25 protein-coding genes are annotated in these 20,151 nt (G+C 56.3%); 13 read left to right on the forward strand and 12 right to left on the reverse strand.

Translation table 11 applies throughout. The annotated features are described in order from the left end of the window. Positions 1 to 177: 177 nt before the first annotated feature. Complete coding sequence (locus tag BLU07_RS15440; RefSeq protein ID WP_092388704.1) at positions 178 to 1,218, forward strand: MBL fold metallo-hydrolase; 1,041 nt, start codon at positions 178 to 180, stop codon at positions 1,216 to 1,218. Positions 1,219 to 1,393: 175 nt separating this feature from the next. On the opposite strand, the gene BLU07_RS15445 is transcribed toward BLU07_RS15440, so the two are convergent. The 6 genes from BLU07_RS15445 to BLU07_RS15465 all read right to left on the reverse strand — a co-directional run bounded on the left by BLU07_RS15445 (position 1,394) and on the right by BLU07_RS15465 (position 5,827). Then, a complete protein-coding gene (locus tag BLU07_RS15445; protein ID WP_092388706.1) occupies positions 1,394 to 1,780 on the reverse strand; it encodes a hypothetical protein in 387 nt (128 codons plus the stop codon). A gap of 321 nt (positions 1,781 to 2,101) precedes the next feature. Beyond that, positions 2,102 to 2,512 (reverse strand): hypothetical protein, encoded by a 411-nt coding sequence (locus BLU07_RS15450; RefSeq protein WP_157719225.1) that lies wholly within the window; start codon positions 2,510 to 2,512, stop codon positions 2,102 to 2,104. A 52-nt stretch (positions 2,513 to 2,564) separates the two neighbouring features. Continuing rightward, on the reverse strand, positions 2,565 to 2,951 hold the full coding sequence (locus BLU07_RS15455; protein ID WP_092388710.1) for a hypothetical protein: 387 nt from the start codon (positions 2,949 to 2,951) through the stop codon (positions 2,565 to 2,567). Positions 2,952 to 3,168: 217 nt separating this feature from the next. Continuing rightward, positions 3,169 to 3,564 carry a hypothetical protein gene (locus BLU07_RS17655; protein ID WP_157719226.1) on the reverse strand — a complete coding sequence of 132 codons (396 nt, stop codon included), beginning with the start codon at positions 3,562 to 3,564 and terminating at the stop codon, positions 3,169 to 3,171. Continuing rightward, positions 3,555 to 4,580, reverse strand: a complete 1,026-nt coding sequence (locus tag BLU07_RS15460) for a LysM peptidoglycan-binding domain-containing protein (RefSeq protein WP_092388712.1) — start codon at positions 4,578 to 4,580, stop codon at positions 3,555 to 3,557. Before BLU07_RS15460 ends, BLU07_RS17655 begins: the two co-directional genes overlap by 10 nt. A 269-nt stretch (positions 4,581 to 4,849) precedes the next feature. Further along, on the reverse strand, positions 4,850 to 5,827 hold the full coding sequence (locus BLU07_RS15465; RefSeq protein ID WP_092388714.1) for an AraC family transcriptional regulator: 978 nt from the start codon (positions 5,825 to 5,827) through the stop codon (positions 4,850 to 4,852). Positions 5,828 to 6,112: 285 nt separating this feature from the next. Here BLU07_RS15465 and BLU07_RS15470 point away from each other — a divergent pair, with 285 nt between their 5' ends. The 10 genes from BLU07_RS15470 (at position 6,113) to BLU07_RS15515 (ending at position 14,111) form a co-directional block, all read left to right on the forward strand. Then, positions 6,113 to 7,438, forward strand: coding sequence for a flavin-containing monooxygenase (locus BLU07_RS15470; RefSeq protein WP_092388716.1), 1,326 nt, complete (start codon positions 6,113 to 6,115; stop codon positions 7,436 to 7,438). After that, entirely contained in the window at positions 7,435 to 8,373 is a 939-nt protein-coding gene (locus tag BLU07_RS15475; protein WP_092388718.1) for a bile acid:sodium symporter family protein, read from the forward strand. Before BLU07_RS15470 ends, BLU07_RS15475 begins: the two co-directional genes overlap by 4 nt. Continuing rightward, positions 8,370 to 9,302, forward strand: a complete 933-nt coding sequence (locus BLU07_RS15480) for an SDR family oxidoreductase (RefSeq protein ID WP_092388720.1) — start codon at positions 8,370 to 8,372, stop codon at positions 9,300 to 9,302. The genes BLU07_RS15475 and BLU07_RS15480 overlap by 4 nt, the downstream gene beginning before the upstream one ends. Positions 9,303 to 9,497: 195 nt before the next feature. Further along, positions 9,498 to 10,283, forward strand: a complete 786-nt coding sequence (locus BLU07_RS15485) for an SDR family oxidoreductase (protein ID WP_092388722.1) — start codon at positions 9,498 to 9,500, stop codon at positions 10,281 to 10,283. A gap of 90 nt (positions 10,284 to 10,373) precedes the next feature. Next, complete coding sequence (locus BLU07_RS15490) at positions 10,374 to 11,117, forward strand: sulfite exporter TauE/SafE family protein (RefSeq protein WP_092388724.1); 744 nt, start codon at positions 10,374 to 10,376, stop codon at positions 11,115 to 11,117. Positions 11,118 to 11,160: 43 nt separating this feature from the next. Further along, positions 11,161 to 12,036: an ankyrin repeat domain-containing protein gene (locus BLU07_RS15495; RefSeq protein ID WP_092388726.1), complete on the forward strand. Its 876-nt coding sequence runs from the start codon at positions 11,161 to 11,163 to the stop codon at positions 12,034 to 12,036. Positions 12,037 to 12,134: 98 nt separating this feature from the next. After that, positions 12,135 to 12,464 (forward strand): hypothetical protein, encoded by a 330-nt coding sequence (locus tag BLU07_RS15500; protein WP_092388728.1) that lies wholly within the window; start codon positions 12,135 to 12,137, stop codon positions 12,462 to 12,464. Positions 12,465 to 12,556: 92 nt separating this feature from the next. After that, entirely contained in the window at positions 12,557 to 13,135 is a 579-nt protein-coding gene (locus BLU07_RS15505; RefSeq protein WP_092388729.1) for a pyridoxine/pyridoxamine 5'-phosphate oxidase, read from the forward strand. Between the two features lie 49 nt (positions 13,136 to 13,184). After that, on the forward strand, positions 13,185 to 13,733 hold the full coding sequence (locus tag BLU07_RS15510; protein WP_092388731.1) for a hypothetical protein: 549 nt from the start codon (positions 13,185 to 13,187) through the stop codon (positions 13,731 to 13,733). 54 nt (positions 13,734 to 13,787) lie between these two features. Then, on the forward strand, positions 13,788 to 14,111 hold the full coding sequence (locus tag BLU07_RS15515) for a hypothetical protein (RefSeq protein ID WP_092388733.1): 324 nt from the start codon (positions 13,788 to 13,790) through the stop codon (positions 14,109 to 14,111). Here BLU07_RS15515 and BLU07_RS15520 read toward each other — a convergent pair. Both BLU07_RS15520 and BLU07_RS15525 read right to left on the reverse strand, forming a co-directional pair. After that, positions 14,099 to 14,989, reverse strand: coding sequence for an alpha/beta hydrolase family protein (locus BLU07_RS15520; protein WP_092388735.1), 891 nt, complete (start codon positions 14,987 to 14,989; stop codon positions 14,099 to 14,101). The genes BLU07_RS15515 and BLU07_RS15520 overlap by 13 nt on opposite strands. Continuing rightward, positions 14,986 to 15,420, reverse strand: coding sequence for a MarR family winged helix-turn-helix transcriptional regulator (locus BLU07_RS15525; protein WP_092388737.1), 435 nt, complete (start codon positions 15,418 to 15,420; stop codon positions 14,986 to 14,988). Before BLU07_RS15525 ends, BLU07_RS15520 begins: the two co-directional genes overlap by 4 nt. Before the next feature lie 184 nt (positions 15,421 to 15,604). Between BLU07_RS15525 and BLU07_RS15530 the strand changes: the two genes are divergently transcribed. After that, entirely contained in the window at positions 15,605 to 16,381 is a 777-nt protein-coding gene (locus BLU07_RS15530; protein ID WP_092388739.1) for an SDR family oxidoreductase, read from the forward strand. Between the two features lie 67 nt (positions 16,382 to 16,448). Then, a complete protein-coding gene (locus tag BLU07_RS15535) occupies positions 16,449 to 17,126 on the forward strand; it encodes a cytochrome b/b6 domain-containing protein (RefSeq protein WP_092388741.1) in 678 nt (225 codons plus the stop codon). A 146-nt stretch (positions 17,127 to 17,272) separates the two neighbouring features. Here the strand turns inward: BLU07_RS15535 and BLU07_RS15540 are convergent, their stop codons facing one another. Genes BLU07_RS15540 through BLU07_RS15555 form a run of 4 tightly spaced genes read right to left on the reverse strand, consistent with a single transcriptional unit; the run spans position 17,273 to position 20,150 of the window. After that, positions 17,273 to 17,740, reverse strand: a complete 468-nt coding sequence (locus BLU07_RS15540) for a c-type cytochrome (protein ID WP_092388743.1) — start codon at positions 17,738 to 17,740, stop codon at positions 17,273 to 17,275. 42 nt (positions 17,741 to 17,782) lie between these two features. Then, positions 17,783 to 17,977 (reverse strand): YgaP family membrane protein, encoded by a 195-nt coding sequence (locus BLU07_RS15545; RefSeq protein WP_092388745.1) that lies wholly within the window; start codon positions 17,975 to 17,977, stop codon positions 17,783 to 17,785. Continuing rightward, a complete protein-coding gene (locus BLU07_RS15550; protein ID WP_092388747.1) occupies positions 17,974 to 19,725 on the reverse strand; it encodes a SulP family inorganic anion transporter in 1,752 nt (583 codons plus the stop codon). The genes BLU07_RS15545 and BLU07_RS15550 overlap by 4 nt, the downstream gene beginning before the upstream one ends. Beyond that, positions 19,725 to 20,150 (reverse strand): DUF6691 family protein, encoded by a 426-nt coding sequence (locus BLU07_RS15555; protein WP_092388749.1) that lies wholly within the window; start codon positions 20,148 to 20,150, stop codon positions 19,725 to 19,727. The genes BLU07_RS15550 and BLU07_RS15555 overlap by 1 nt, the downstream gene beginning before the upstream one ends. Position 20,151 lies beyond the last annotated feature (1 nt).

The raw sequence follows: 20,151 nt of genomic DNA on the forward strand, positions 1-20,151 counted from the left end.
TTCTTAATCGTTCTATGCATAGACCATAAATATCTAATATGCTGGGCACCTAGATACCTATAGGGGTATTAAAGCTGCTATAGATTAAAGGCGCATCAAGCATACCGGGTAACGGCTCATCAAACCCGGCGCTTGTTGCCTCTGCCAGCTCCCCAGGCCGCTATTTCCGGAGGACTCATGCTATTTCGCCAACTGTACGATGCCACTTCTTCAACCTATACCTACCTGCTTGCCGACGAAAGCAGCCAGCAGGCGCTACTGATCGACCCGGTATTCGAGCAAGTGCAACGCGACCTGGCCCTGCTGCAGGAGCTGGGCCTGACCCTGAAGCTGGTGGTAGACACCCACGCGCATGCCGACCATGTCACGGCTGCCTGGCTGCTCAAGCAGAAAACCGGCTGCGCCATTGCCTCAGCAGCCGTGATCAATGCCGACCACGTCGACCTGCCCCTGAAGCATGGCCAGCGCTTCGGCGTGCAAGGGGTCGAACTCGAGGCCCGCGCAACGCCCGGGCACACCGACGGCTGCATGAGCTATATCTTGAGTGACCAGTCGATGGTATTTACCGGCGACACGTTACTGATTCGCGGCTGCGGACGCAGTGACTTCCAGCAGGGTAATGCCAGCACCCTGTATCACTCGATCACCGAGCAACTGTTCAGTCTGCCGGACACCTGTGCCGTGTTCCCTGCGCATGACTATAACGGACGTACCCAAAGCACCATCGGCGAGGAAAAACAGTTCAACGCCCGCGTCGGCGGCCAGGCCAACGAAACCGATTTTGTTGGCTACATGAAAGCCATGCAGCTACCGCACCCGAAAAAGATCGACGAAGCCGTACCGGCCAACCTGCGCAGCGGCTGCCCGGAAGACGGCAAGGTACCCGGCGAGGCCGACTGGGCCGACCTGCGCATTACCTTCGCCGGCGTGCCGGAAGTAGAGCCGGAATGGCTGATCCAGAATCAGCCCTCGGTCAGCGTGCTCGATGTACGCGAGCCCGATGAAGTCATCGAGGGTGAATGCCCGCAGGGTCTGCACAGCCAACATATCCCGCTGGGCCAATTGCGCGACCGCGTTGATGAAGTAGCACAGGACAAGCCCGTGATTACCCTGTGCCGCTCCGGCCGCCGCTCAGCGATGGCCGTCAGCATCCTGAAAGAACATGGCCGGGAAAAGGTGGCGAGCTTGCGAGGTGGGTTGTTGAAGATGAATGCCTGAGCGTCCCTGGACGATCAGTACCGCGACAAGTCAGACGAGCCAGCTGGCTCTGTATCAGTATCCAAGTGCAACAATCTATCCAAGTTGTTGCACTTGGACCTTGAGGCCGCAAGTCCAGCTCATTATTAAACCCTGTGCAAGCTGTAAAGACAGCCTTCATTCAATACGGCTTCAGCTATGTGTCAAGTACAGCCACAAGAGCAAAAAAAAGCCCCAAAACAACTATCGATGGAAACAGTACCAGCAAAATTCTGATCATGACTTTCGATATGCGGCGAAACCATATTGGCGCCAACAAGTAGGCTTCGGTCATCCCCCGTCGTTTTCCGCTACTCGGCCAGCCGGCTAGCCGCATAAACATGGCGACCCTGAAGAAATTAAGAGGAAAGGCACTAAACACCGCTATTTCAGTGCGAGAGAAATAAGGCTCTTTGAAGTACTTGTCAAACATGGCTTTAGGTATAAAAAAACTCATAACAAACATAATAAATAGCCATATAATGACTGCCAAAAAAACAAAAAATGATAGATATGCAAGATAACGGAGCAGCTCTATCGGCATATTGAATCCACCCCCATTCCAGATACAAAATCCACTTTAGTACCAGAAGTTGTATAAGCATATCGAAGACCGCTGCCAGCGCCATAACTAATCGCCGCACTACCCGCAGCCAAAACCAACGCCGCTCCCCAACCCAGAGGAGTTGATATCAAAAACAATGTGGCAACTGCGCCAGCAAATGCACCAACGGAAGTATTCACAATCACAGTCACACATATCTCATTATTGTCTTGGTGGCTGGCACAGCTTGCACACAGAATGGAGTCAGGCACATCGTCGCTGTGAAACACAAGACATCCCCCGTTAATAGCAATGACAAACTCAAAGCGCAATAGCTAAAATAAGCCCCAAAATAACTACCAACGGGAAGAGCACCAGCAAAATGCTAAACATGACTTTCGATATGCGGCGAAACCATATTGGCGCCAGCAAGTAAGCTTCGGTCATCCCCCGTCGTTTACCGCTATTGGGCCAGCCGGCTAGCCGCATAAACATGACAACCCTGTAGAAATTAAGTGGAAAGGCACTAAACACCGCTATTTCAGTGTGAGAGAAATAAGGCTCTTTGAAGTACTTGTCAAACATGGCTTTAGGTATGAAAAAGCTCATAACAAACATAATAAAAAGCCATCCAATGATAGCCAATATAATAAAAAAATACAGGTATGCAAGATAACGGAGCAGCTCTATCGGCATATTGAATCCACCCCCCAGGCCAGATACAAAATCCATGTCATTAAACCGGTGAAAACCATTAGCAAGCCTTGATAAAACACAGTTTCAGCTATTTATCAAGCACGGCTGCAATAGCAAAAACACCCCCCAAAATAACTACCGACGGGAAGAGCACCAGCAAAATACTAATCATGACTTTCGATATGCGGCGAAACCATATTGGCGCCAACAAGTAAGCTTCGGTCATCCCCCGTCGTTTTCCGCTACTCGGCCAGCCGGCTAGCCGCATGAACATGATGACTCTAAAAAAGGTGAACGGGAAAGCACTAAAAATCGCTATTTCAGTGTGTGAGAAATAGGGTTCTTTGAAGTACGCTTCAAACATGGCTTTAGGTAAAAATAAACGCATTACACACATAGCCGACATCAATATTATGAGACCCAACACAAGAAAAAATGATAGGTATGCAAGATAACGGATAAGCTCTAACGGCATATTGAATCTATCCCCATTCCAGATACATAATCTACTTTACTACCATATCGTGTGTAAGCATATCGGCCCCCATAACCAAGGTCATAGCTAACCGCCGATGCGAACGGAACGCAAGACATTGCCCCGGGTAGCATGTGCCACCTACGATGATTACAAGTAACCAAATTACCTTCGCCCTACAAGAAAATTTAGTTTCTGGGCGGGACAGGTAAACCACTCAACAACGACCGTGGAAAACACAAAAAGAAAAATACAAAAAAATTCCCAGCATAAACATTGGTACACTGACTGCCACAAAAATTAAAACGAAGATTATAGATGTGCGTCGAAACCAAGAAGGCGATAGCTTATAAGCTTGGGTTAGCCCCCGTTTTTTTCCGCTACTTGGCCAGCCGACAACCCGCATGAACATGACTGTTCTTATGTAACCAAAAGGAAATCCGGTAAAAAATTCAATTTCCTTGGGCGAAAAATAGGGCTCTTTGAAATAAGTAGCTATCAAAACTTTAGGTACAAAAAAATGTATTACAAATATCACAACAAAACATAACATGGCTGCTACAAAAAGTGCCGTCCATAAGTAAGACCATAAAATCAAAGTATCTATCGACATACCGCATCTACTCCCGCGCCAGATACAAGATCTACTTCGGTTCCAGACAGAGTGTAGACTGTTCCAGCTATCCGACCGCCGCCAAAACTTACCGCTGCACTACCTGCAGCTATAATCAAAGCAGTTCCCCAGCCCACCGGATTAGACGCCAGATATAAACCCACAATAAGACCTCCAACCAAACCAACCCCAGTACTCGCAATCGTCTCCACAAAGATCTCATTTTTCTCGTGACGGCTGCTGGCTGCAGCAATTTGCAGACAGGAGGCCGTCAGGCCGACGCCCGTAAGAAGATAGCCGCCATACCTGCCGTAGCTGGCCAGGCGCCTGAGACGATTGCGATGTTGAATGATGTTCTGGTTGGCGGGTACGCCACCACCACGGGCAATACGAATGGCCTGATGGGTTGTCTGATTGCCAAACAAGAGGCGCTCCATCGGGCCAATGTTGGCTCTCAATTGATTGAGCGCTTTTCGGCGCTGATAAGCGTACTGATTTTCCTGGATTTGACCGGTCTTGTATTTCACATACAGGTCATCAACCCGCTCAATCAAGGCGATGTTGGCCGGGCTTAGCAGATTGGTTTTGGCACCAAGAGCAACACTGCCAGGCACGACCAGGTAGTTTGTATTCTCTGCGAACCAGCTCAACACCCAGTAGTCGAGTTCGTCCTGAGGGGGAACATCCTCGAGCATGAAATTCCGGGGAGCCGTTTGAATCGGCCTGATCGGGATAATCGGCGTGAAGGCGGGTTCCACTATCGGCCGATGTGGCAAACGATCAAGAGGAATCGGCGGTGCAAAAGTTATCGGCCCTGGGCTGGTGGTCAAACGCAGAATCGATCCTGCGCGAATCAGGTCCGGATCTCTGATATGGGGGTTCATGGACAGTATTTGGTGGAGGTACCCGCTATAGCCGGGGCAGCGCGGGCTAACTGCATAAAACCGGCTCATAATCATCGACAGGCTATCGCCCGGTTTGACACGGTATTCGAGATAGTCCGTTGAGTTGACCATATAAAATCCCTTTCAAAAGTCGTTGCTATCGTTCAATGCTGCTGGAGGCTCATTCCGTTGCTCCATCCAGGCAGGTAAAGGCAGGCATCGCTGCAGGCAGAATCCTACGATAGCTTGTGAACCTGAACAATTGGGTTCTGTCTGTTATGTGAACCAGTTAACGAAATATATTGTTAGCCACTTCGCGGATACCTGGGGAGATGCCAACTGGATGGCTACTGTGGAACTGTAGACGACAGCAGAGGAGAGCTGAATACGAATAGTGCTCACTACCCATCGACACTGTTGCGAAAACGCGAAGGCGTCACCCCTTGCCAGCGGCGAAATGCCCGCACAAAGGCGTTCTCATCGGAAAAGCCCAACTGCTCGGCAATCTCGCTGATCCGCTGCGGCCCACGCAAGGCCTGGCAGGCCATCTGCTGCAGGACACTCTCACGCAGGCTCTTGAACGACAGCCCTTCCTCCGCCAACTTGCGGTTCAGGTGCCTCCCACTCAGATTCAACTGCTCCGCCACCCGCTCCTTGCCCCAGCGCGGGTTGCCCCGCACCAGCCGCTGCACTTCGGCACTCACACTGTGCTGGCCCATTTCCGCCAGGGTGAAGTCCGCCAGCTGTCGCAAGTGGTCACGCAGTGCCGCATTGGCCTGAATCTGCGGCAGTGACAGTTGTGAGGCGGCAAAGCCCAGGTGGTTACAGCCGGCATTGAACTGCACCGGGCAGCCGAGCAACTGTGCATACTCGGCCTCCGGCGCCTGTGGCGCATGGGCCAGACTGATGCCCGTGGTCTGAAACCGACCACCGGTCGCCCAGCGGGTCAAACTGAGCATGCTCGCCAGCACCGCCTCCACCCGCTCGGCGACCCGCACCTGCAGGTGCGGCTGATAGTCGATACACACCTGATCCTGCTCGCGGTGCAGATGAAACTCGCCGCCATCGCCAATGACCGGCGCGTATTCAATCAACTCCTCCAAGGCTTCGCCAAAGGTCTCGCAGGTCACCAGCAGCATGCCGACGCTGTCCAGATGGCCAATCTGTACCTGCAGGCCCAGCTTCAGGCCGATCAAGGGATCATCACTGGCCTGACAGAAGGCCTCCCACAGCTCATCCTGCCAGGCAATCGGCACCCGCTGCACACCCTGCAAACGCGCCACCAGCGGCTCCGGCAGCCGCAACCCCAGTTGCGTCGCCATCTGCACAATAGCCTGGCTGTAGCGCGGCGTTACGCTGTGTTCTGCACAATCATGCATGGCCTGAATTGCCGGCTCCCTGTCCCGTTTGAGCCGATACCACTGCTTGGCATTCGGCTAGACTGGGCATCATAAACTGCAACCTGGCTTGAGTGTTACGGGATGAGCGCACAATGTTCGCAGGCGCTGCTCCGTAGTCCCTTGGTCAGACCGTCGATGCACAAGGATGTGCATCGTCGAGCCCCAGGGATGGCTTGTAGCGTGTCTGACCAAGGGGCTACGGAGCAGCGCAGGCACTAAGACCGGCGCAAGCAGTGTTAAAACAAATATAAAAGAGGAACACCCATGTACGCAGTCATCGGTGCCGGCCCCATGGGCCTGGCCGCAGCACGCAACCTGCAAAAGCTCGATATCCCCTTTGTCGGCTTTGACCTGCACAGCGATGTCGGCGGCCTGTGGGATATCGACAACCCGCACAGCACCATGTACGACAGCGCACACCTGATCTCTTCCAAACGCATGACCGAGTTCGCTGAATTCCCCATGCGCGACGATGTCGCCGCCTACCCGCACCACAGCGAAATGCGCCAATACTTCCGCGACTACGCCGAGCATTTTGGCCTCAAGGAACACTACGAATTCAACACCCGTGTGCTCGACCTGGCCCCCGACGGCGACGGCTGGCTGCTGACCAGCGAACGCAATGGCGAACAGCAACAACGCCGTTTCGACGGCATTCTTATCGCCAATGGCACCCTGCATACCCCAAACCGACCCTCAGTGCCCGGCGATTTCAACGGCCAGCTGATGCATTCCGCCGAGTACCGCAGCCCGGAGGTATTCAAGGGCAAGCGTGTGCTGATTCTCGGCTGCGGCAACTCCGGCGCCGATATCGCCGTGGACGCCGTACACCAGGCTGCCAAGGTCGATATGAGCTTGCGCCGTGGCTACTACTTTATTCCCAAATTCGTCAAAGGCCGGCCGGTCGATACCCTGGGTGGCAAAATCAAACTGCCGCGCCCGCTCAAACAACGCCTGGACGCCGCACTGATCCGCTTCCTGGTCGGCAAACCCTCGGATTACGGCTTGCCCGACCCTGACTATCGCATGTACGAATCACACCCGGTGATGAACTCACTGATCCTGCATCACCTGGGTCATGGGGACATCACCCCGCGCCGTGACATCGCTCGCATCGATGGCCAGACCGTGCACTTTACCGATGGCGAAAGTGCCGATTACGATCTGATTCTGATGGCCACCGGGTACCAACTGGATTATCCCTTTATCCAGCGCCAGCACCTGAACTGGCCCTCGGAACAAGACGCTCCGCAGCTGTATATGAATGTCTTTCACCCCGAGCACCACAACCTGTTTATGCTCGGCATGATCGAAGCCTCTGGTCTGGGTTGGGAAGGGCGCAACCAGCAAGCACGTCTGGTGGCCCTGTATATCCAGCATCAGTTGGCGAAAAGCGCCGCAGCCAGCAGTTTCAACCACCTCAAGCGCGAGCGCGCCAGTCAGGCAATTGATGGTGGCTACGATTACATCAAGCTGGCGCGCATGGCTTACTACGTCAACAAGGATGCTTACCTGGCCACACTCAAGCACCACATCGACGAGCTGGAACAAGCGTTGCCCAACGAACAGGCGCAACCGGTGAGCGCATGAATGACGCGCTGCCAATCGCGTTCGATCCGGCCAGCCTGATTGCTCTGAACGTCATCATGGCCTGCATGATGTTCGGTGTGTCGCTGAGCTTGCGGCTGGACGACTTCAAGCGTATTGCCCTGGCTCCGGTAGCCCCGCTGGCCGGATTGTTCGCCCAGTTTTTGCTGTTGCCGCTGGCGACCTGCCTGCTGACCTGGGCGCTGGCGATTGAACCGGAACTGGCTCTGGGCATGCTGTTGGTTGCCTCCTGCCCCGGTGGCAGCTTTTCCAACATCATGACCTGGCTCGGCCGCGGCAGCGTCGCCGTTTCAGTCAGCATGACCGCCGTCTCCAGCCTGGCGGCCACGGTAATGACCCCTCTGAACTTTGCCCTCTACGGTTGGCTCAACCCCTACACCCGGGATTATCTGACCCAGATCAGCCTGGAACCAGGGAGCATTCTGCTGTTGGTTCTCCTGGTGCTGGCCGTGCCATTGATTCTGGGCATGACCGCCGGACGGCGTTTTCCGAGACTGGTGGCGCGCAGTGAAAAACCGCTGCGCATGGTGTCGCTACTGGTGTTTCTCGGCTTTGTCGCGATTGCCTTTTCCAACAACCTCGACCTGTTTGTCGAGCGTTTCCACAGCTTCTTCTGGCTGGTGGTCGGGCACAACCTGCTGGCGCTGTCGCTGGGCTACGGCATGGGGCGGTTGCTCAAACTGCCGGTCGCCGACCGCCGTGCCGTAACCATGGAGGTGGGTATCCAGAATTCCGGCCTCGGCCTGGTGATTCTGTTCACCTTCTTTCCCCAGGCCGGCGGCATGATGCTGATCACCGCCTTCTGGGGCGTCTGGCATCTGGTCAGCGGTATTACCCTGTCGCAGATCTGGGCCCGTTTGCCGGTGCCCGACACCCCGGTTTCCACTCTTTCCAGAGCACAAGAACAACAACCATGACCCAACGCATACTGATCACCGGCGCTGCCGGTTATATCGGCCATCAACTGGGCAACCGCCTGGCGGCAGACTTCCACGTCCTCGGCACGGACATTCGCCCCCGCGATGACCTCGCTTTCCCGGTCGAGCAACTGGATATCCGTGACCCGGCACTGGCCGGCCTGCTGCAACGCGAGCAGATCACTCATGTGGTGCATCTGGCTTCGGTGCTGCAAGCCTCGAAAGACCGTGCCCGGGATTATGATATTGACGTCAATGGCATGCGCAATGTGCTCGACTGTTGTCGACTGGCCGGGGTGCAGCATCTGACGGTGACCAGTTCCGGCGCCGCCTACGGCTATTACGCCGACAACCCGGCATGGATCGATGAGGATGACGCCTTGCGCGGCAACCGCGAGTTTGCCTATTCCGATCATAAACGCCAGATCGAAGAGTTACTCGTCGAGTACCGCCAGCAACACCCGGAACTCCAGCAACTGATTTTTCGCCCCGGTACCGTGCTCGGCAGCAACACGCGCAACCAGATCACCGGGCTGTTTATGGCACCGAAGATCCTCGCCCTCAAGGGCAGCGATTCGCCTTTTGTTTTTATCTGGGATCAGGATGTCATCGGTGCCATGGAAATGGGCATCCGTGAAAACAAGACCGGCATCTACAATATGGCCGGCGACGGCGCCCTGACCATGGCCGACATCGCCCAGCGGCTGAACAAACCACTGGTGCGCTTGCCCGTCTGGCTGGTCAAAGCTGGCCTTCAGGTCGCCAAATGGCGCGGTAAACCCACCGGGCCCGAGCAGATCAACTTCCTGCGCTACCGTCCGGTGCTGAGCAACCGCCGGCTGAAAGAGGAGTTCGGCTACCCGCTGGCCAAGACCTCGGCCGAGGTGTTCGAGTATTTTGTCGAGCAGAATGGGTTACGCAAGCCGTAAGATTATGGCTTGCGAAAGTAGACGGTTTGCTTGCGGGCCCGCTGGCGGCTGTTCATCCGCTGTGGATTGCCACCGGCCTGGAGCCCTGGCATTGACGATAGCGGTATCCCGCGTGTGGTGTCATCCCTGAACCGTCCTTGTGCAGAGCGCAGCGACCCATGGAGCAACCCGAATGACCAACCCAGGCAACACACTATGACCACTACCCTGATTACCGGCGCCGCCTCTGGCCTGGGCTGGGCCATGGCCCGGCACTGGTTTGCCGCCGGGCACAACCTGGTGCTGGCGGATATCGACACTGCCGGGCTGAGCCAGCGCGCCAGCGAACTGAACGACCCGCAGCGCGTGTTGACGGTCACCTGCGATATCACCCGGCCGGAGGATATCGGCTATCTGCTGGATGAAACCCGGGCCCAGTTCGGCGCTCTCGATCTGCTGGTCAACAATGCCGGCATTACCCACCGTTCTCCGGCTCACCAGACCAATCCGGCGGTGTTTCGCAAGGTCATGGCGGTGAACTGGCAGGGGCCGGTCGAACTGACTCTGGCAGCCTTGCCGCTGCTGCGTGAGTCCGGCGGCCAGATTATCTGCATCGGTTCCATGGCTGGCTGGATGCCGGTACCTGGCCGCGCCGCCTACTGTGCGGCAAAAAGTGCCCTGACCCAGTTCTTTGAAGTGTTGCGCCTGGAGCTGGAAGCCGACGGCATTCATATCCTGATGGCTTACCCGAGCTTTCTGGACACGCCGATCGAGCACCACGCCCTGGGCAAGGATGGCACCACGGCTCAACACGCGCGCTCCATGATTGGCAGGATGAAAAGTGCCGAATGGATGGCCACGCTGATTGACCAGAGCCTGCAAAAACGCAAACGCTGGCTGCTGCCCGAACCGGTTTCCCGTTTTGGCAGCCTGCTCTGGCGGATTGCCCCAGGCCTGTACTTGCGTCAAGTACGGAAGCGCTTCGCAGGCGAATTGCGCTGATAACAACAATCACCCCTCTCCCTTGAGCGGAGAGGGGGCGGGGGTGATACCCGAAGCCTGCATCCCCGCCAATGCCCGATAAGGACCACCATGCTTCTCGACCCCTGGCTCTGGCTCGCCGCGTTTATCCTGCTCGCCTATACCGTCGAAGCCATCACCGGCTTCGGCAGTCTGGTCATCGCGCTGTCACTCGGCGCCCTGCTGCTGCCCATCGATTCCCTGATGCCGGTACTGGTGCCACTGAATATCTGCATGACCGGCTACCTGACCTGGCGCCATCGCCAACATATTCACTGGCCAACCCTGCTCAGACTCATTCTGCCACTGATGCTCGCTGGCACCCTGGTGGGTTACGGGCTCCGCCCCTGGCTGGGCGACAACCTGCTCAAACTATTGTTCGGGTTGCTGGTCTTCTGGTTTGCCGCTCGGGAGCTTTGGCGCATGGCGCGCAAGCACGTAGCCACTCACCACCCCGTCTGGCTCAGCCGCAGCCTGACTTTTGGTGCCGGCCTGACCCACGGCCTGTTTGCCTCCGGTGGGCCTTTACTGGTCTATGCGCTGGCTGGCACCACGCTGGACAAAAGCCAACTACGCGCCACCCTGATCAGCGTCTGGTTCAGCCTGAATACCAGCCTGACCTTTCTTTTTCTGCTTGATGGCAGTCTGCTGCCCAGCCTGCACAAGGTGATCTGGTATCTGCCCATACTGGTGATTGGCGTCTGGGCCGGGGAATTCCTGCATCATCGCCTCAACGAACAACGCTTTCGTCAGCTGGTGTATAGCCTGCTGGTCGTGACCGGAGCCTTGCTGATGGTCAAGGCGGCAGCATGGTAGGCTAGGCCGATTTACAGACACCCGGTAGAAAGGAGCTCTACGCATGCCATTGCCACGAATGCTGTTATTGCTGTCAGTACTGTCAGCCTTGCTGATCGGCGGCTGCGGTCAGCGAGAGGACGCCGCCGCAGACGCGCTGGCCGAACTCACCCAGCGCAAAGTCAGCATTGATATTGATGGTTTGAAAACCGCCACCCAAAGTCGCAGCCTGGATGGGGCCTATCTGTTTGCTGCCATCGGTTTTTTCGACAGTATCAGTGATGCTGACTTGAAAGCAGCACTCAAGCACGCCGCCACCTCAAGCAACTACGGCCTCGCTGTAATGCTGGAGCGCCCCGGCAGCAACGTACAGTTCAGCAGTAGCGAACTGCAGGATAGTCTCGACCTATCCGTGCGACGCGGCTCCCGTCTTCTTGTTTCAGCCTTGATCAGACATGGTGCCCGGCCCGGTACGGATACCCTGTTTCGCGCTGCCTACGCCGATGACTTTGAGATGACCCGAATGCTGCTGCAGCACAATAACGATTTCAGCATCGGGCGCAATGGTGAAGCCCTGCGAATGGCCGCTCGCGTGGGCAACCTGCAAACCCTCAAGGCTTTCGTCGAGATTGGGGAAGCCCCCCAGGAACAGGTCAATCAGGCACTGCTGTATGCCGCCTTGACCGAACAGGTTGCGGTAGTCGAATACCTGGTGACCAGCGGAGTACCGGTGAATCATCCTGACAGTGATGGCTGCACGGCCTTGCATTACCTGGCAGCGGACGCGCCGGTTGAGAGTGTCCGCTATCTGGTCGAGCACGGAGCGCAGGTCAACCCCGTCTGTCGCGGCAAGGAAACACCCCTGAAGTGGGCGCACTACGGCGACAATCAACCGGTGATTGCCTATCTGCTCAGCGTCGGAGCAGAGCCGCTGCCGTAGTTTACTGGCGACGAAAGACGTTTTAACCCTTGGCAACTGATTGAAAAAATAGCAATATCCGGCAACCACCAACAGGCGACTCTTGCCAAGGAATAGCAATGCAAGCAGAAAAACACTCAGGGATAGGGATTGCTTCCTTTATCACCAGCATCGTTTCTACTCTTTCTCTTTTCATCCTGATCATCATTGCCGGTGTCATGGAAGTCTCGACACCCGGCGGTCTTGATGAAGATTCACTCGCTGCGGCGGTCATTGGCCTGCTGTTGTTTTTTTTCCTCGGTGGTGCGCTGGTGGCATTCGGCCTGGGTGTTGGCGGGCTGCTGCAGAAAGAACGGAAAAAGATCTTTGCCATTCTGGGTACGATTTTCTCGGCTGTTGCCCTGATCATTACCGGTTTCATCCTTTTTCTCGGGCTCGCATTGAGCTGAAACCGACCGGGCTATTCCAGCCCGGATTGCTGCTTGAATTGCCCGCTTCGGTGCCGCACCCTGACAGTTCGTCCTGAAACCGGTGAACGTTCATGGATAACCCGATAGCAAAATTTGAACAATGCTGGCAAGCAGCGCTGGCCGATAGCCCTTTGCAGCAGAAAAGCGCCATCTGCGTCTCAACCATTGATGCGCAGGGCTTTCCTGCCGGACGCTTTGTTGATCTGAAAGCCGTGACAAATGACGGCTTTATCTTTTGTACCAATCTCGACTCGGTCAAAGCCCGTCACTTGCAACACAATGCCAAAATCGCGCTAACCGCCTGGTGGGATCATGCCGGCTATCAGATACGGGTTGTTGGTCTGGCACAGGCTATAACTGCTGCCGAAGCGGATCGTTTCTGGCACGCCAGAAACCGTGAGGCTCAGTTGGCAAGCAGCGCCTTCAATCAGAGTGAGCCACTGTCCAGGGAAACAGAGCTGACGACGCGATTCAATCAGACCGCTGATGCCCACGCCGGACAACCCGTCCCCAGACCGGACAACTGGGGCGGTTTTTGTGTACAACCTGTATCGATAGAGTTTCTGACGTTTCAGAACGACCGATTACATCTGCGCGAATATTTTGCGCGAAGTGGCGACGGCTGGATCAAGCAGCTGCTGCAACCTTGAGAACTGACCCGATTCACTAATGAGCCTCTGAAAAACAAGGAAGACAACAATGACACAAGGAGTTACTCGTTCCACATTCGTTACCGTTCTGGCGTGGATTTTCATTGGACTGAGTGCGTTCACTACCCTGATTGCGATCGTGCAGAATCTGATGGTCTACCTGCTGTTTCCCAGAGAGGAAATGACGCAGGCGCTGCAGAATGATCCATCCATTCAGGAGCTTCCAGTCCCGGTACAGTTGATGATGAGTCATATGGAGTTCCTGTTCCTCGGGGTGCTGCTGGTTAGCTTGATTACCCTGCTCAGCGCCATAGGCTTGTTATTGCGCAAGAATTGGGCCCGCTGCATTTTCATCGGCATTCTCGGGTTTGGCATTCTATGGAACGCGGGCGGGTTCATCATGCAACAGACAATGATGGGTCATATGGTGCTGCCTGAAGACATTCCAGCGGATATGGCGGCCAACTTCACCACCATGACTCTGATCTTCCGCATCGTCAGTGGCATTGTCGCCCTGGTATTCTGCACACTCTTTGCCTGGCTGATCTGGCGCCTGATATCGCCGGGCATCAAAGCGGAATTCACCACAGCCGGTTAACTGGCGCCGGCTGAAACCATCCCGTCACCTACCAACGACCTGGAGCCCGGCAATATGCCTACCGATCCTTTGCAGCCACTTGCCGACATGGTCAGTGAGGCCCATACACGCATTCAGACCGCGCACGCGCATATCAATCCGGTGATTGAAGTGCGTCGCAGCATGCGCGATGGCGGCATTCCTGCTGATGTGGTGACGCTTGATTGCTTGCGCACCCGGCGGCGCATCACCTTGATCCTGCATGACGAGCAGCCGGGCTTTCTGCTCTATCAGTTTGTTACCTTGCAGGATGAAGTCAGCACCGAGTTCAAACAGATGGCTCTGAGCGGCGTCAGCACTGACCTGCTGTTTGACTGGATGCAGGATTACTTTGCCTGAGCCTGCAACAGCGGCAACAAGGTGCCTTGCCACAGGGTGTCGCGGTACTGTTCGCGGAACCAGCCGAGATGGCCAATGTTGCGTTCACCAATGTCTGCCGGATCGATCCGTTGCATGTTCACATCTGTTTGGGCAAAAAAACTGTGCATTGATTGCGTATTCGTCTCTGACATCATTTCATCATCGGTAAATGCAATCGCGCTGATCGGCACCTGTACGGCGGCGAACTGCTGGCGCAGGGACTCGCCTTCAACCCCCACTGCATACTCCGGATGCAGGCACCAGCGCCGCCACTGGCGCATGACATTGGGCGGCAGATCGCCCACCATATTCAAACGCTTGCCGGGGAAATACCCGCACAACTGCAAACTGGCGGGTGCCACCAGGTACCACAGCAACCAGGCGACACGCTTGGTCGGTGGCGAGTTCTGCCACCAATAGCCGCTACCGCAGGCGATGGTAATGGCATGATCCAGGCGATTGACTTCCGGGGTCATACCCAGCAACTGACCACCAACACTATGCCCCATCCACTGCAATTGCTGATCCGGGTACTGTTCGCGGGCATAACGGATGACTGCCGAGCAGTCCTCTGCACCCCAGTCGGTAACGCGCACCGGGCAGTCACGCAGATGGGTATGCAACGAGGCGCCCGAACCAAAGTAATCAAAGGTGATGACCGTAAAGCCCTGTGTTCGCAAAAACTCGGCAAAACGCGCATAGGCACGTTGGTTTACACCCATGGCGCCAGCCAGAATAACCACTGAGCGCGAGGCTTCAGCAGCAAACAGACGCAGGCTGATGCGATGCCCGCCAGGTGTTGTCAGCATGATGTCTTCGGCTGCTGGCAAGGCCAACGGGGTTTCTCGGCTGCTCATGTCGGTTCTCCGTTGACCGGGATGTCATTGGCCAGATGGTTGAGAAATGTCAGGATCACGTTGATTTCTTCAGTGCTGAAGCCGGCGGTCAGACGAGCATTCAGAGCGTCCAGCTGAGGTCGTGCCAGATCAATTTTTTCTTGCCCCAGTGCAGTCAGGTAAAGGCGTGTTGCGCGTCCATCCGCAGCACAGGTTCGCCGCTCGATCAGGCCCTTACCTTCCATCCGACCGGCCAGGCCGGTCAGGGCCGAGTTGTTCAGCTGCAGGCTATGGGCCAGATCTTTCTGCAGACACCCTTGATTGGCACTGATCAGAAGCAGGGCACCGAGCTGGGTAACGGATATGTTCAGTGTTTGCTCGGTATGCTGATCGGCATGCTTGTACACCCGATGACGGGCCATATTGAGCAAATAAAAAATGCGGGTATCCATACTGCCCACCAATTAGTTCACATGCGAATCAATATAATTGATATGTGAACTAATTGGCAAGCCCCGACAAGACAGTGCATAAGCGCCACTATGGCAGCTCAATCACTCTCACTAGTGCTTTGCTCTCAATCACGCACCTGCGTGCTAGGGTCATCGTCTATCTATCAGAAAGAGGTAATCAACCATGCCAGCAGCCGCAGGTCGTCAATCCATTTTTATCACCGGGGCCGCCTCCGGCATGGGCCGTGAAACCGCTTTACTGTTTCAGCAGCAGGGCTGGTTTGTCGGTGCCTTTGATCTGAACGAGCGCGGTCTGGTTGCGCTACAGGCTGAACTGGGTGCGGATAACTGCCTGATCGGACAGCTGGATGTCAGCGACAAGACCGCCTATGAGCAGGCAGTGCAGTCTTTCAGCGAGGCCACAGACGGGCGTATGGACATTCTGTTCAACAACGCCGGTATCGCCATGCGCGGTTTCTTTGACGAGATGCCCTTTGAGGAACAGATGCGCCAGATACAGGTGAATCTGGTCGGCGTCCTGAACGGCATCCACCTTGCGTTACCGCTGCTCAAAGCCACCCCCAATGCACTGTGCTTCACTACCTCGTCATCCTCGGCAACCATGGGAATGCCTCTGATTGCTGTGTATTCAGCAACCAAACATGCGGTGAAGGGGCTTACTGAGGCCCTGTCCAACGAGTTTCGTCGGTTCGACATCCGCGTGGCCGATGTACTGCCGGGCTTGATACGCACTGCTATGCCGGACGATGCCATGTTGGCAGCGGCAGCACCAACCGGCGCCTTCCGCATTATTGAAGCCGTCGAGGTGGCCAAGGTGGTATGGCAGGCTTACCAGTCCGATACGCTGCACTGGTATGTGCCGCAGGAGCTGGCGGATCTGGATAAGGCTGCGGGCAATGATCCGGAGAAGCTCCGCGACAAGTTGGCGCGGCAGATCTGATTCGACTTGCCGCAGACTTTGACTTGCGGTTAGCTTTGGCGGATGTTTGCGGTGGAGTGCTGTGCTGATGCGAGTCAAAGTCTGGGATTTGCCTTTACGTCTTTTTCACTGGCTACTGGTGCTCTGTGTCATCGGTGCGGTAGCCAGTATCAAACTGGGCGGAGAATGGCTGGTCTGGCATGAGCGCCTGGGGCTGAGCATCATCGGTTTGCTCAGTTTTCGTTTGGCCTGGGGTGTAGTGGGTTCTACCCATTCGCGCTTTGTCAGCTTTTTCCCTACACCACGGCGCTTTATGGATTATCTGCGCGGCGGCTGGCATGGGCTGGGGCACAATCCATTGGGGGCGCTGTCAGTGTTTGCCCTGATCGGCTTGTTTGGTTTTCAGGCAGTCAGTGGCCTGTTTGCCAATGATGACATTGCTTTCAGTGGGCCATTGCGCAACCTGGTCAGCAGCAGTCTCAGTAACGACATCAGCAGCCTGCACCGCCGCACAGAAGACTTTCTCTATATTCTGGTCGGGCTGCATGTGCTGGCAATTATCGTTTACCGCCTGCGCGGCAAGAAACTGGTCGGGCCCATGCTGCATGGCTACAAGCATGCTGCGCCGGAGCAATCTGAACCCGTGCGGGGTGGTGGCTGGATCGCGCTGCTGGTTGCGCTGATGATTGCCGGGGCCATGGTCTGGTTGGCCAGCGGTGTGTGGATCGAGATACCGCCACCGGCACCAGCCGCACCCGCCTGGTAAAGCCCCCGGACATCATCCCGGCATGGGAGTAAGCAGCCCAGCCATCTGGATTGCCACGCCGCACTGCTGCTCGCAATCAGGGTGTGCAGTTGACGATAAAAAGGGTGCCACCTGGGCCCCCTTTCTGCTTAACGCTGACCGAGCGATCAATCCATTCGATACTTGTCATGGCAGGCTTTGCAGCTCTTGCCCAACTCGGCAAAGGCGGCGCGTACATCGCTCTGCTCACCGTTCTCGGCCTGCTCGACCAGGTTGTCCGAAGCGGCGACAAAATCCTTGGACAACTCGGCAACCTCCGGAAAGTTGTCGAACAACGCCGGATCAACGCGGGTAGCCTGGTCGCCCACATCCGCCTCGGTACCCGGGCCGAAAAGAGCGCCCATGCCGGACTGGGCAATACCGTTGATGGCATTGGCGGCCGCCAGGATCTGCTGTTGGTCGTACTCCACCGCTTCATCAATGGCCATCGCCTTGATCTTGCCCATGTTCCAGCTCATGAAGCTGTAACCGGCCTGACGAAACTTGATCTGGTCTTCCGGGGGTAACTGGGCCTGGGCGGTCAGACTGGCACTAAGCACGGCAGCACCGAGCAGGCTGGCAATCAGGGTTTTCATCACGGACTCCTTGTTGACTGGTTATCTGGTTGTTGACCCGGCTCAGGCCTTGGGTTTGCCGCAGGTATTGATACCCAGCAGGGGATAAGCCGGACAAAAACGGAATACGCCCGTAGCCAACGGCACGACGCCGATATAACCCCACCAGCCAACAACGCCGGTAAGAGCCAGAGCGATCAGAACCAGGCCGACTACAATGCGCAATATGCGGTCGATACTACCTACATTCGGGGTCATGGGTTTACTTCCTCAGGGTTGGCCGATGGTCTATTTATACTGGATAGGGTATTAAATGCAATCAGGGTGCTGGGAAAAACTTCGTCAACCTGATGTTCCAGCCAATCGGTATTTTCCAGCTGATCCATCACCGGTCCTTTGACTTCTGCCAGGTGCAGGCGGATATCACGTTCGGCCAAGCCTTCACTGAGTTCACTGAGCATGTCCAGACCGGTGCTGTCGATATGGTTGACCGCCGACAGAATCAGCAACAACTCCCGGGTATCCGGATAGTCGGACAAGGCCCGCTGAATCGCATGCTCCACCGCTTTGGTATTGGCGAAAAAAATGCTTTCATCGATGCGCAAGGCCAGCAAATGGGGTTCGGTTTCAACCAGGTGACGCTTGGTATTGCGGAAATAATCCGTCTCCGGAACCCGCCCCAGTACGGCAACATGCGGCCGACTGCCACGCCAAAGCTGGGCTGCCAGCGACAATGCAATGCCGAGGATAATCCCTGCTTCCACGCCCATGAAGATCACCCCAAGGGCCGTCAGCAGCAGCGTCAGGCCTTCGGCACGATCATAGCGCCAGGCGCGACGCAGACTGGACAGATCAATCAGTGGGGTTACCGCCACCAGGATTACCACCGCCAGCACCACCAGTGGCAATTGCGCAAACAGGGGCGCCAGGGTAGCCAGTATCAACGCAATGATGAGGGCGGCCACCACCCCGGCCAGAGGGGTCTGTGCGCCGGCTTCATCATTGACCACCGAGCGGGAAAAACCACCGCAAACGGCAAAGCCACCACTCAGGCCGGCACCGACATTGGCCGCACCCAGCCCCAGCAACTCACGGTTGGCATCGATACTCTGGCGCTTGTGCCGAGCCAGGGACTGGGCAATGGACACACTTTCCACAAAACTGACCAGACTGATCAGCAACGCAGGCAGCAGCAGACTGTACAGCGTATTCCAGCCGGGAGTGGTCCAGACCAGGCTGGGCAAGCCCGCCGGCAATTCACCGACAACCGGCATGCCTCGATCGTGCAACTGCCAGACATCAGTGACCAGGATACCCACCACTACCACCAGTATCGGCGCCAGGCGGGCAAGAATTTTGGCCAGCGGCGCCGCCAGACCAATCTGCTCCAGGTGCCTGGCCATCAAGCTGCGCGCATAGAGCAACCAGAGCAGGCCTACCAGTCCCAAAAACAGAATCAGACTGTTGAGCGGTTGCCAGCCGGCCAACAATGCATCCGGACTGGCCGGCAACTCGCTCAACCCGAACAAATGAGGTATTTGGCTGAGCACTATCAGCACCGCCGCCCCGCTGATAAAACCGCTGATCACCGGATGGCTGAGAAAGTTGGCCAGAAAACCCAATCGCAGCAGACCAAACAGAAACAGCAGGGCACCGGACAGCAGCGCCAGCCAGATCGCCAATTGCAGGTACTCGCCACTACCGATCGCGGCCATGGGGCCGAGCAGGGCAGCAGTCATCAACGCAGTCACCGCTACCGGGCCGACCGACATCGTCATACTGCTTCCAAACAAGGCATAGCCGATCAAGGGCAGAATGCTGGCATACAGACCGACCTGAACCGGCAAACCCGCCAGCATGGCATAGGCCATGCTTTGCGGAATGATCATGACACTGACCACGACTCCAGCGGTCAGATCACCACTCAACCAGGCCCGCCGATAATGTCGTACCCAGGCCAGATAACCACTACCGCCCGGTGGTTGCAGATGCGCTTTCGGATCCATCAGTCGCGGGCCTGTAGTCGTCGGTTGTAACGCTCAAACCCGGCCATACCGATCAACATGGCCAGCACGAAAATCACTGCACCGGGCATGGCTGCGCCGAGGGCAACCACCGCCGGACCCGGGCAAAAACCGGCCAGCCCCCAACCGGCACCAAACAACAGGCTGCCACTCACCAGACGGCGATCAATCTGCCGTGTAGCCGGTAACTGCATGGGTGCGCCAGTGACGCAGGTTTGCGCACGCATGGCCCATTGCATGGGCAGGAACGCGGCAGCTATAGCGCCGCCCATGACCAACGCCAGTGACGGGTCCCATTGCCCGAACAGATCAAGAAATCCCAGTACTTTTGCCGGATTGGCCATACCCGCGATGATCAGGCCAAGACCGAACATCAGGCCACTGAGCAATGCAATCAGATTACGCATG

It is taken from the genome of Halopseudomonas salegens (assembly GCF_900105655.1).
Taxonomy (GTDB): domain Bacteria; phylum Pseudomonadota; class Gammaproteobacteria; order Pseudomonadales; family Pseudomonadaceae; genus Halopseudomonas; species Halopseudomonas salegens.

Coding starts and splice junctions, on each gene's coding strand:
- BLU07_RS15440 (WP_092388704.1), top strand. CDS start 178: ATGCTATTTCGCCAACTGTACGATGCCACTTCTTCAACCTATACCTAC.
- BLU07_RS15445 (WP_092388706.1), bottom strand. CDS start 1,780: ATGCCGATAGAGCTGCTCCGTTATCTTGCATATCTATCATTTTTTGTT.
- BLU07_RS15450 (WP_157719225.1), bottom strand. CDS start 2,512: ATGGATTTTGTATCTGGCCTGGGGGGTGGATTCAATATGCCGATAGAG.
- BLU07_RS15455 (WP_092388710.1), bottom strand. CDS start 2,951: ATGCCGTTAGAGCTTATCCGTTATCTTGCATACCTATCATTTTTTCTT.
- BLU07_RS17655 (WP_157719226.1), bottom strand. CDS start 3,564: ATGTCGATAGATACTTTGATTTTATGGTCTTACTTATGGACGGCACTT.
- BLU07_RS15460 (WP_092388712.1), bottom strand. CDS start 4,580: ATGGTCAACTCAACGGACTATCTCGAATACCGTGTCAAACCGGGCGAT.
- BLU07_RS15465 (WP_092388714.1), bottom strand. CDS start 5,827: ATGCATGATTGTGCAGAACACAGCGTAACGCCGCGCTACAGCCAGGCT.
- BLU07_RS15470 (WP_092388716.1), top strand. CDS start 6,113: ATGTACGCAGTCATCGGTGCCGGCCCCATGGGCCTGGCCGCAGCACGC.
- BLU07_RS15475 (WP_092388718.1), top strand. CDS start 7,435: ATGAATGACGCGCTGCCAATCGCGTTCGATCCGGCCAGCCTGATTGCT.
- BLU07_RS15480 (WP_092388720.1), top strand. CDS start 8,370: ATGACCCAACGCATACTGATCACCGGCGCTGCCGGTTATATCGGCCAT.
- BLU07_RS15485 (WP_092388722.1), top strand. CDS start 9,498: ATGACCACTACCCTGATTACCGGCGCCGCCTCTGGCCTGGGCTGGGCC.
- BLU07_RS15490 (WP_092388724.1), top strand. CDS start 10,374: ATGCTTCTCGACCCCTGGCTCTGGCTCGCCGCGTTTATCCTGCTCGCC.
- BLU07_RS15495 (WP_092388726.1), top strand. CDS start 11,161: ATGCCATTGCCACGAATGCTGTTATTGCTGTCAGTACTGTCAGCCTTG.
- BLU07_RS15500 (WP_092388728.1), top strand. CDS start 12,135: ATGCAAGCAGAAAAACACTCAGGGATAGGGATTGCTTCCTTTATCACC.
- BLU07_RS15505 (WP_092388729.1), top strand. CDS start 12,557: ATGGATAACCCGATAGCAAAATTTGAACAATGCTGGCAAGCAGCGCTG.
- BLU07_RS15510 (WP_092388731.1), top strand. CDS start 13,185: ATGACACAAGGAGTTACTCGTTCCACATTCGTTACCGTTCTGGCGTGG.
- BLU07_RS15515 (WP_092388733.1), top strand. CDS start 13,788: ATGCCTACCGATCCTTTGCAGCCACTTGCCGACATGGTCAGTGAGGCC.
- BLU07_RS15520 (WP_092388735.1), bottom strand. CDS start 14,989: ATGAGCAGCCGAGAAACCCCGTTGGCCTTGCCAGCAGCCGAAGACATC.
- BLU07_RS15525 (WP_092388737.1), bottom strand. CDS start 15,420: ATGGATACCCGCATTTTTTATTTGCTCAATATGGCCCGTCATCGGGTG.
- BLU07_RS15530 (WP_092388739.1), top strand. CDS start 15,605: ATGCCAGCAGCCGCAGGTCGTCAATCCATTTTTATCACCGGGGCCGCC.
- BLU07_RS15535 (WP_092388741.1), top strand. CDS start 16,449: ATGCGAGTCAAAGTCTGGGATTTGCCTTTACGTCTTTTTCACTGGCTA.
- BLU07_RS15540 (WP_092388743.1), bottom strand. CDS start 17,740: ATGAAAACCCTGATTGCCAGCCTGCTCGGTGCTGCCGTGCTTAGTGCC.
- BLU07_RS15545 (WP_092388745.1), bottom strand. CDS start 17,977: ATGACCCCGAATGTAGGTAGTATCGACCGCATATTGCGCATTGTAGTC.
- BLU07_RS15550 (WP_092388747.1), bottom strand. CDS start 19,725: ATGGATCCGAAAGCGCATCTGCAACCACCGGGCGGTAGTGGTTATCTG.
- BLU07_RS15555 (WP_092388749.1), bottom strand. CDS start 20,150: ATGCGTAATCTGATTGCATTGCTCAGTGGCCTGATGTTCGGTCTTGGC.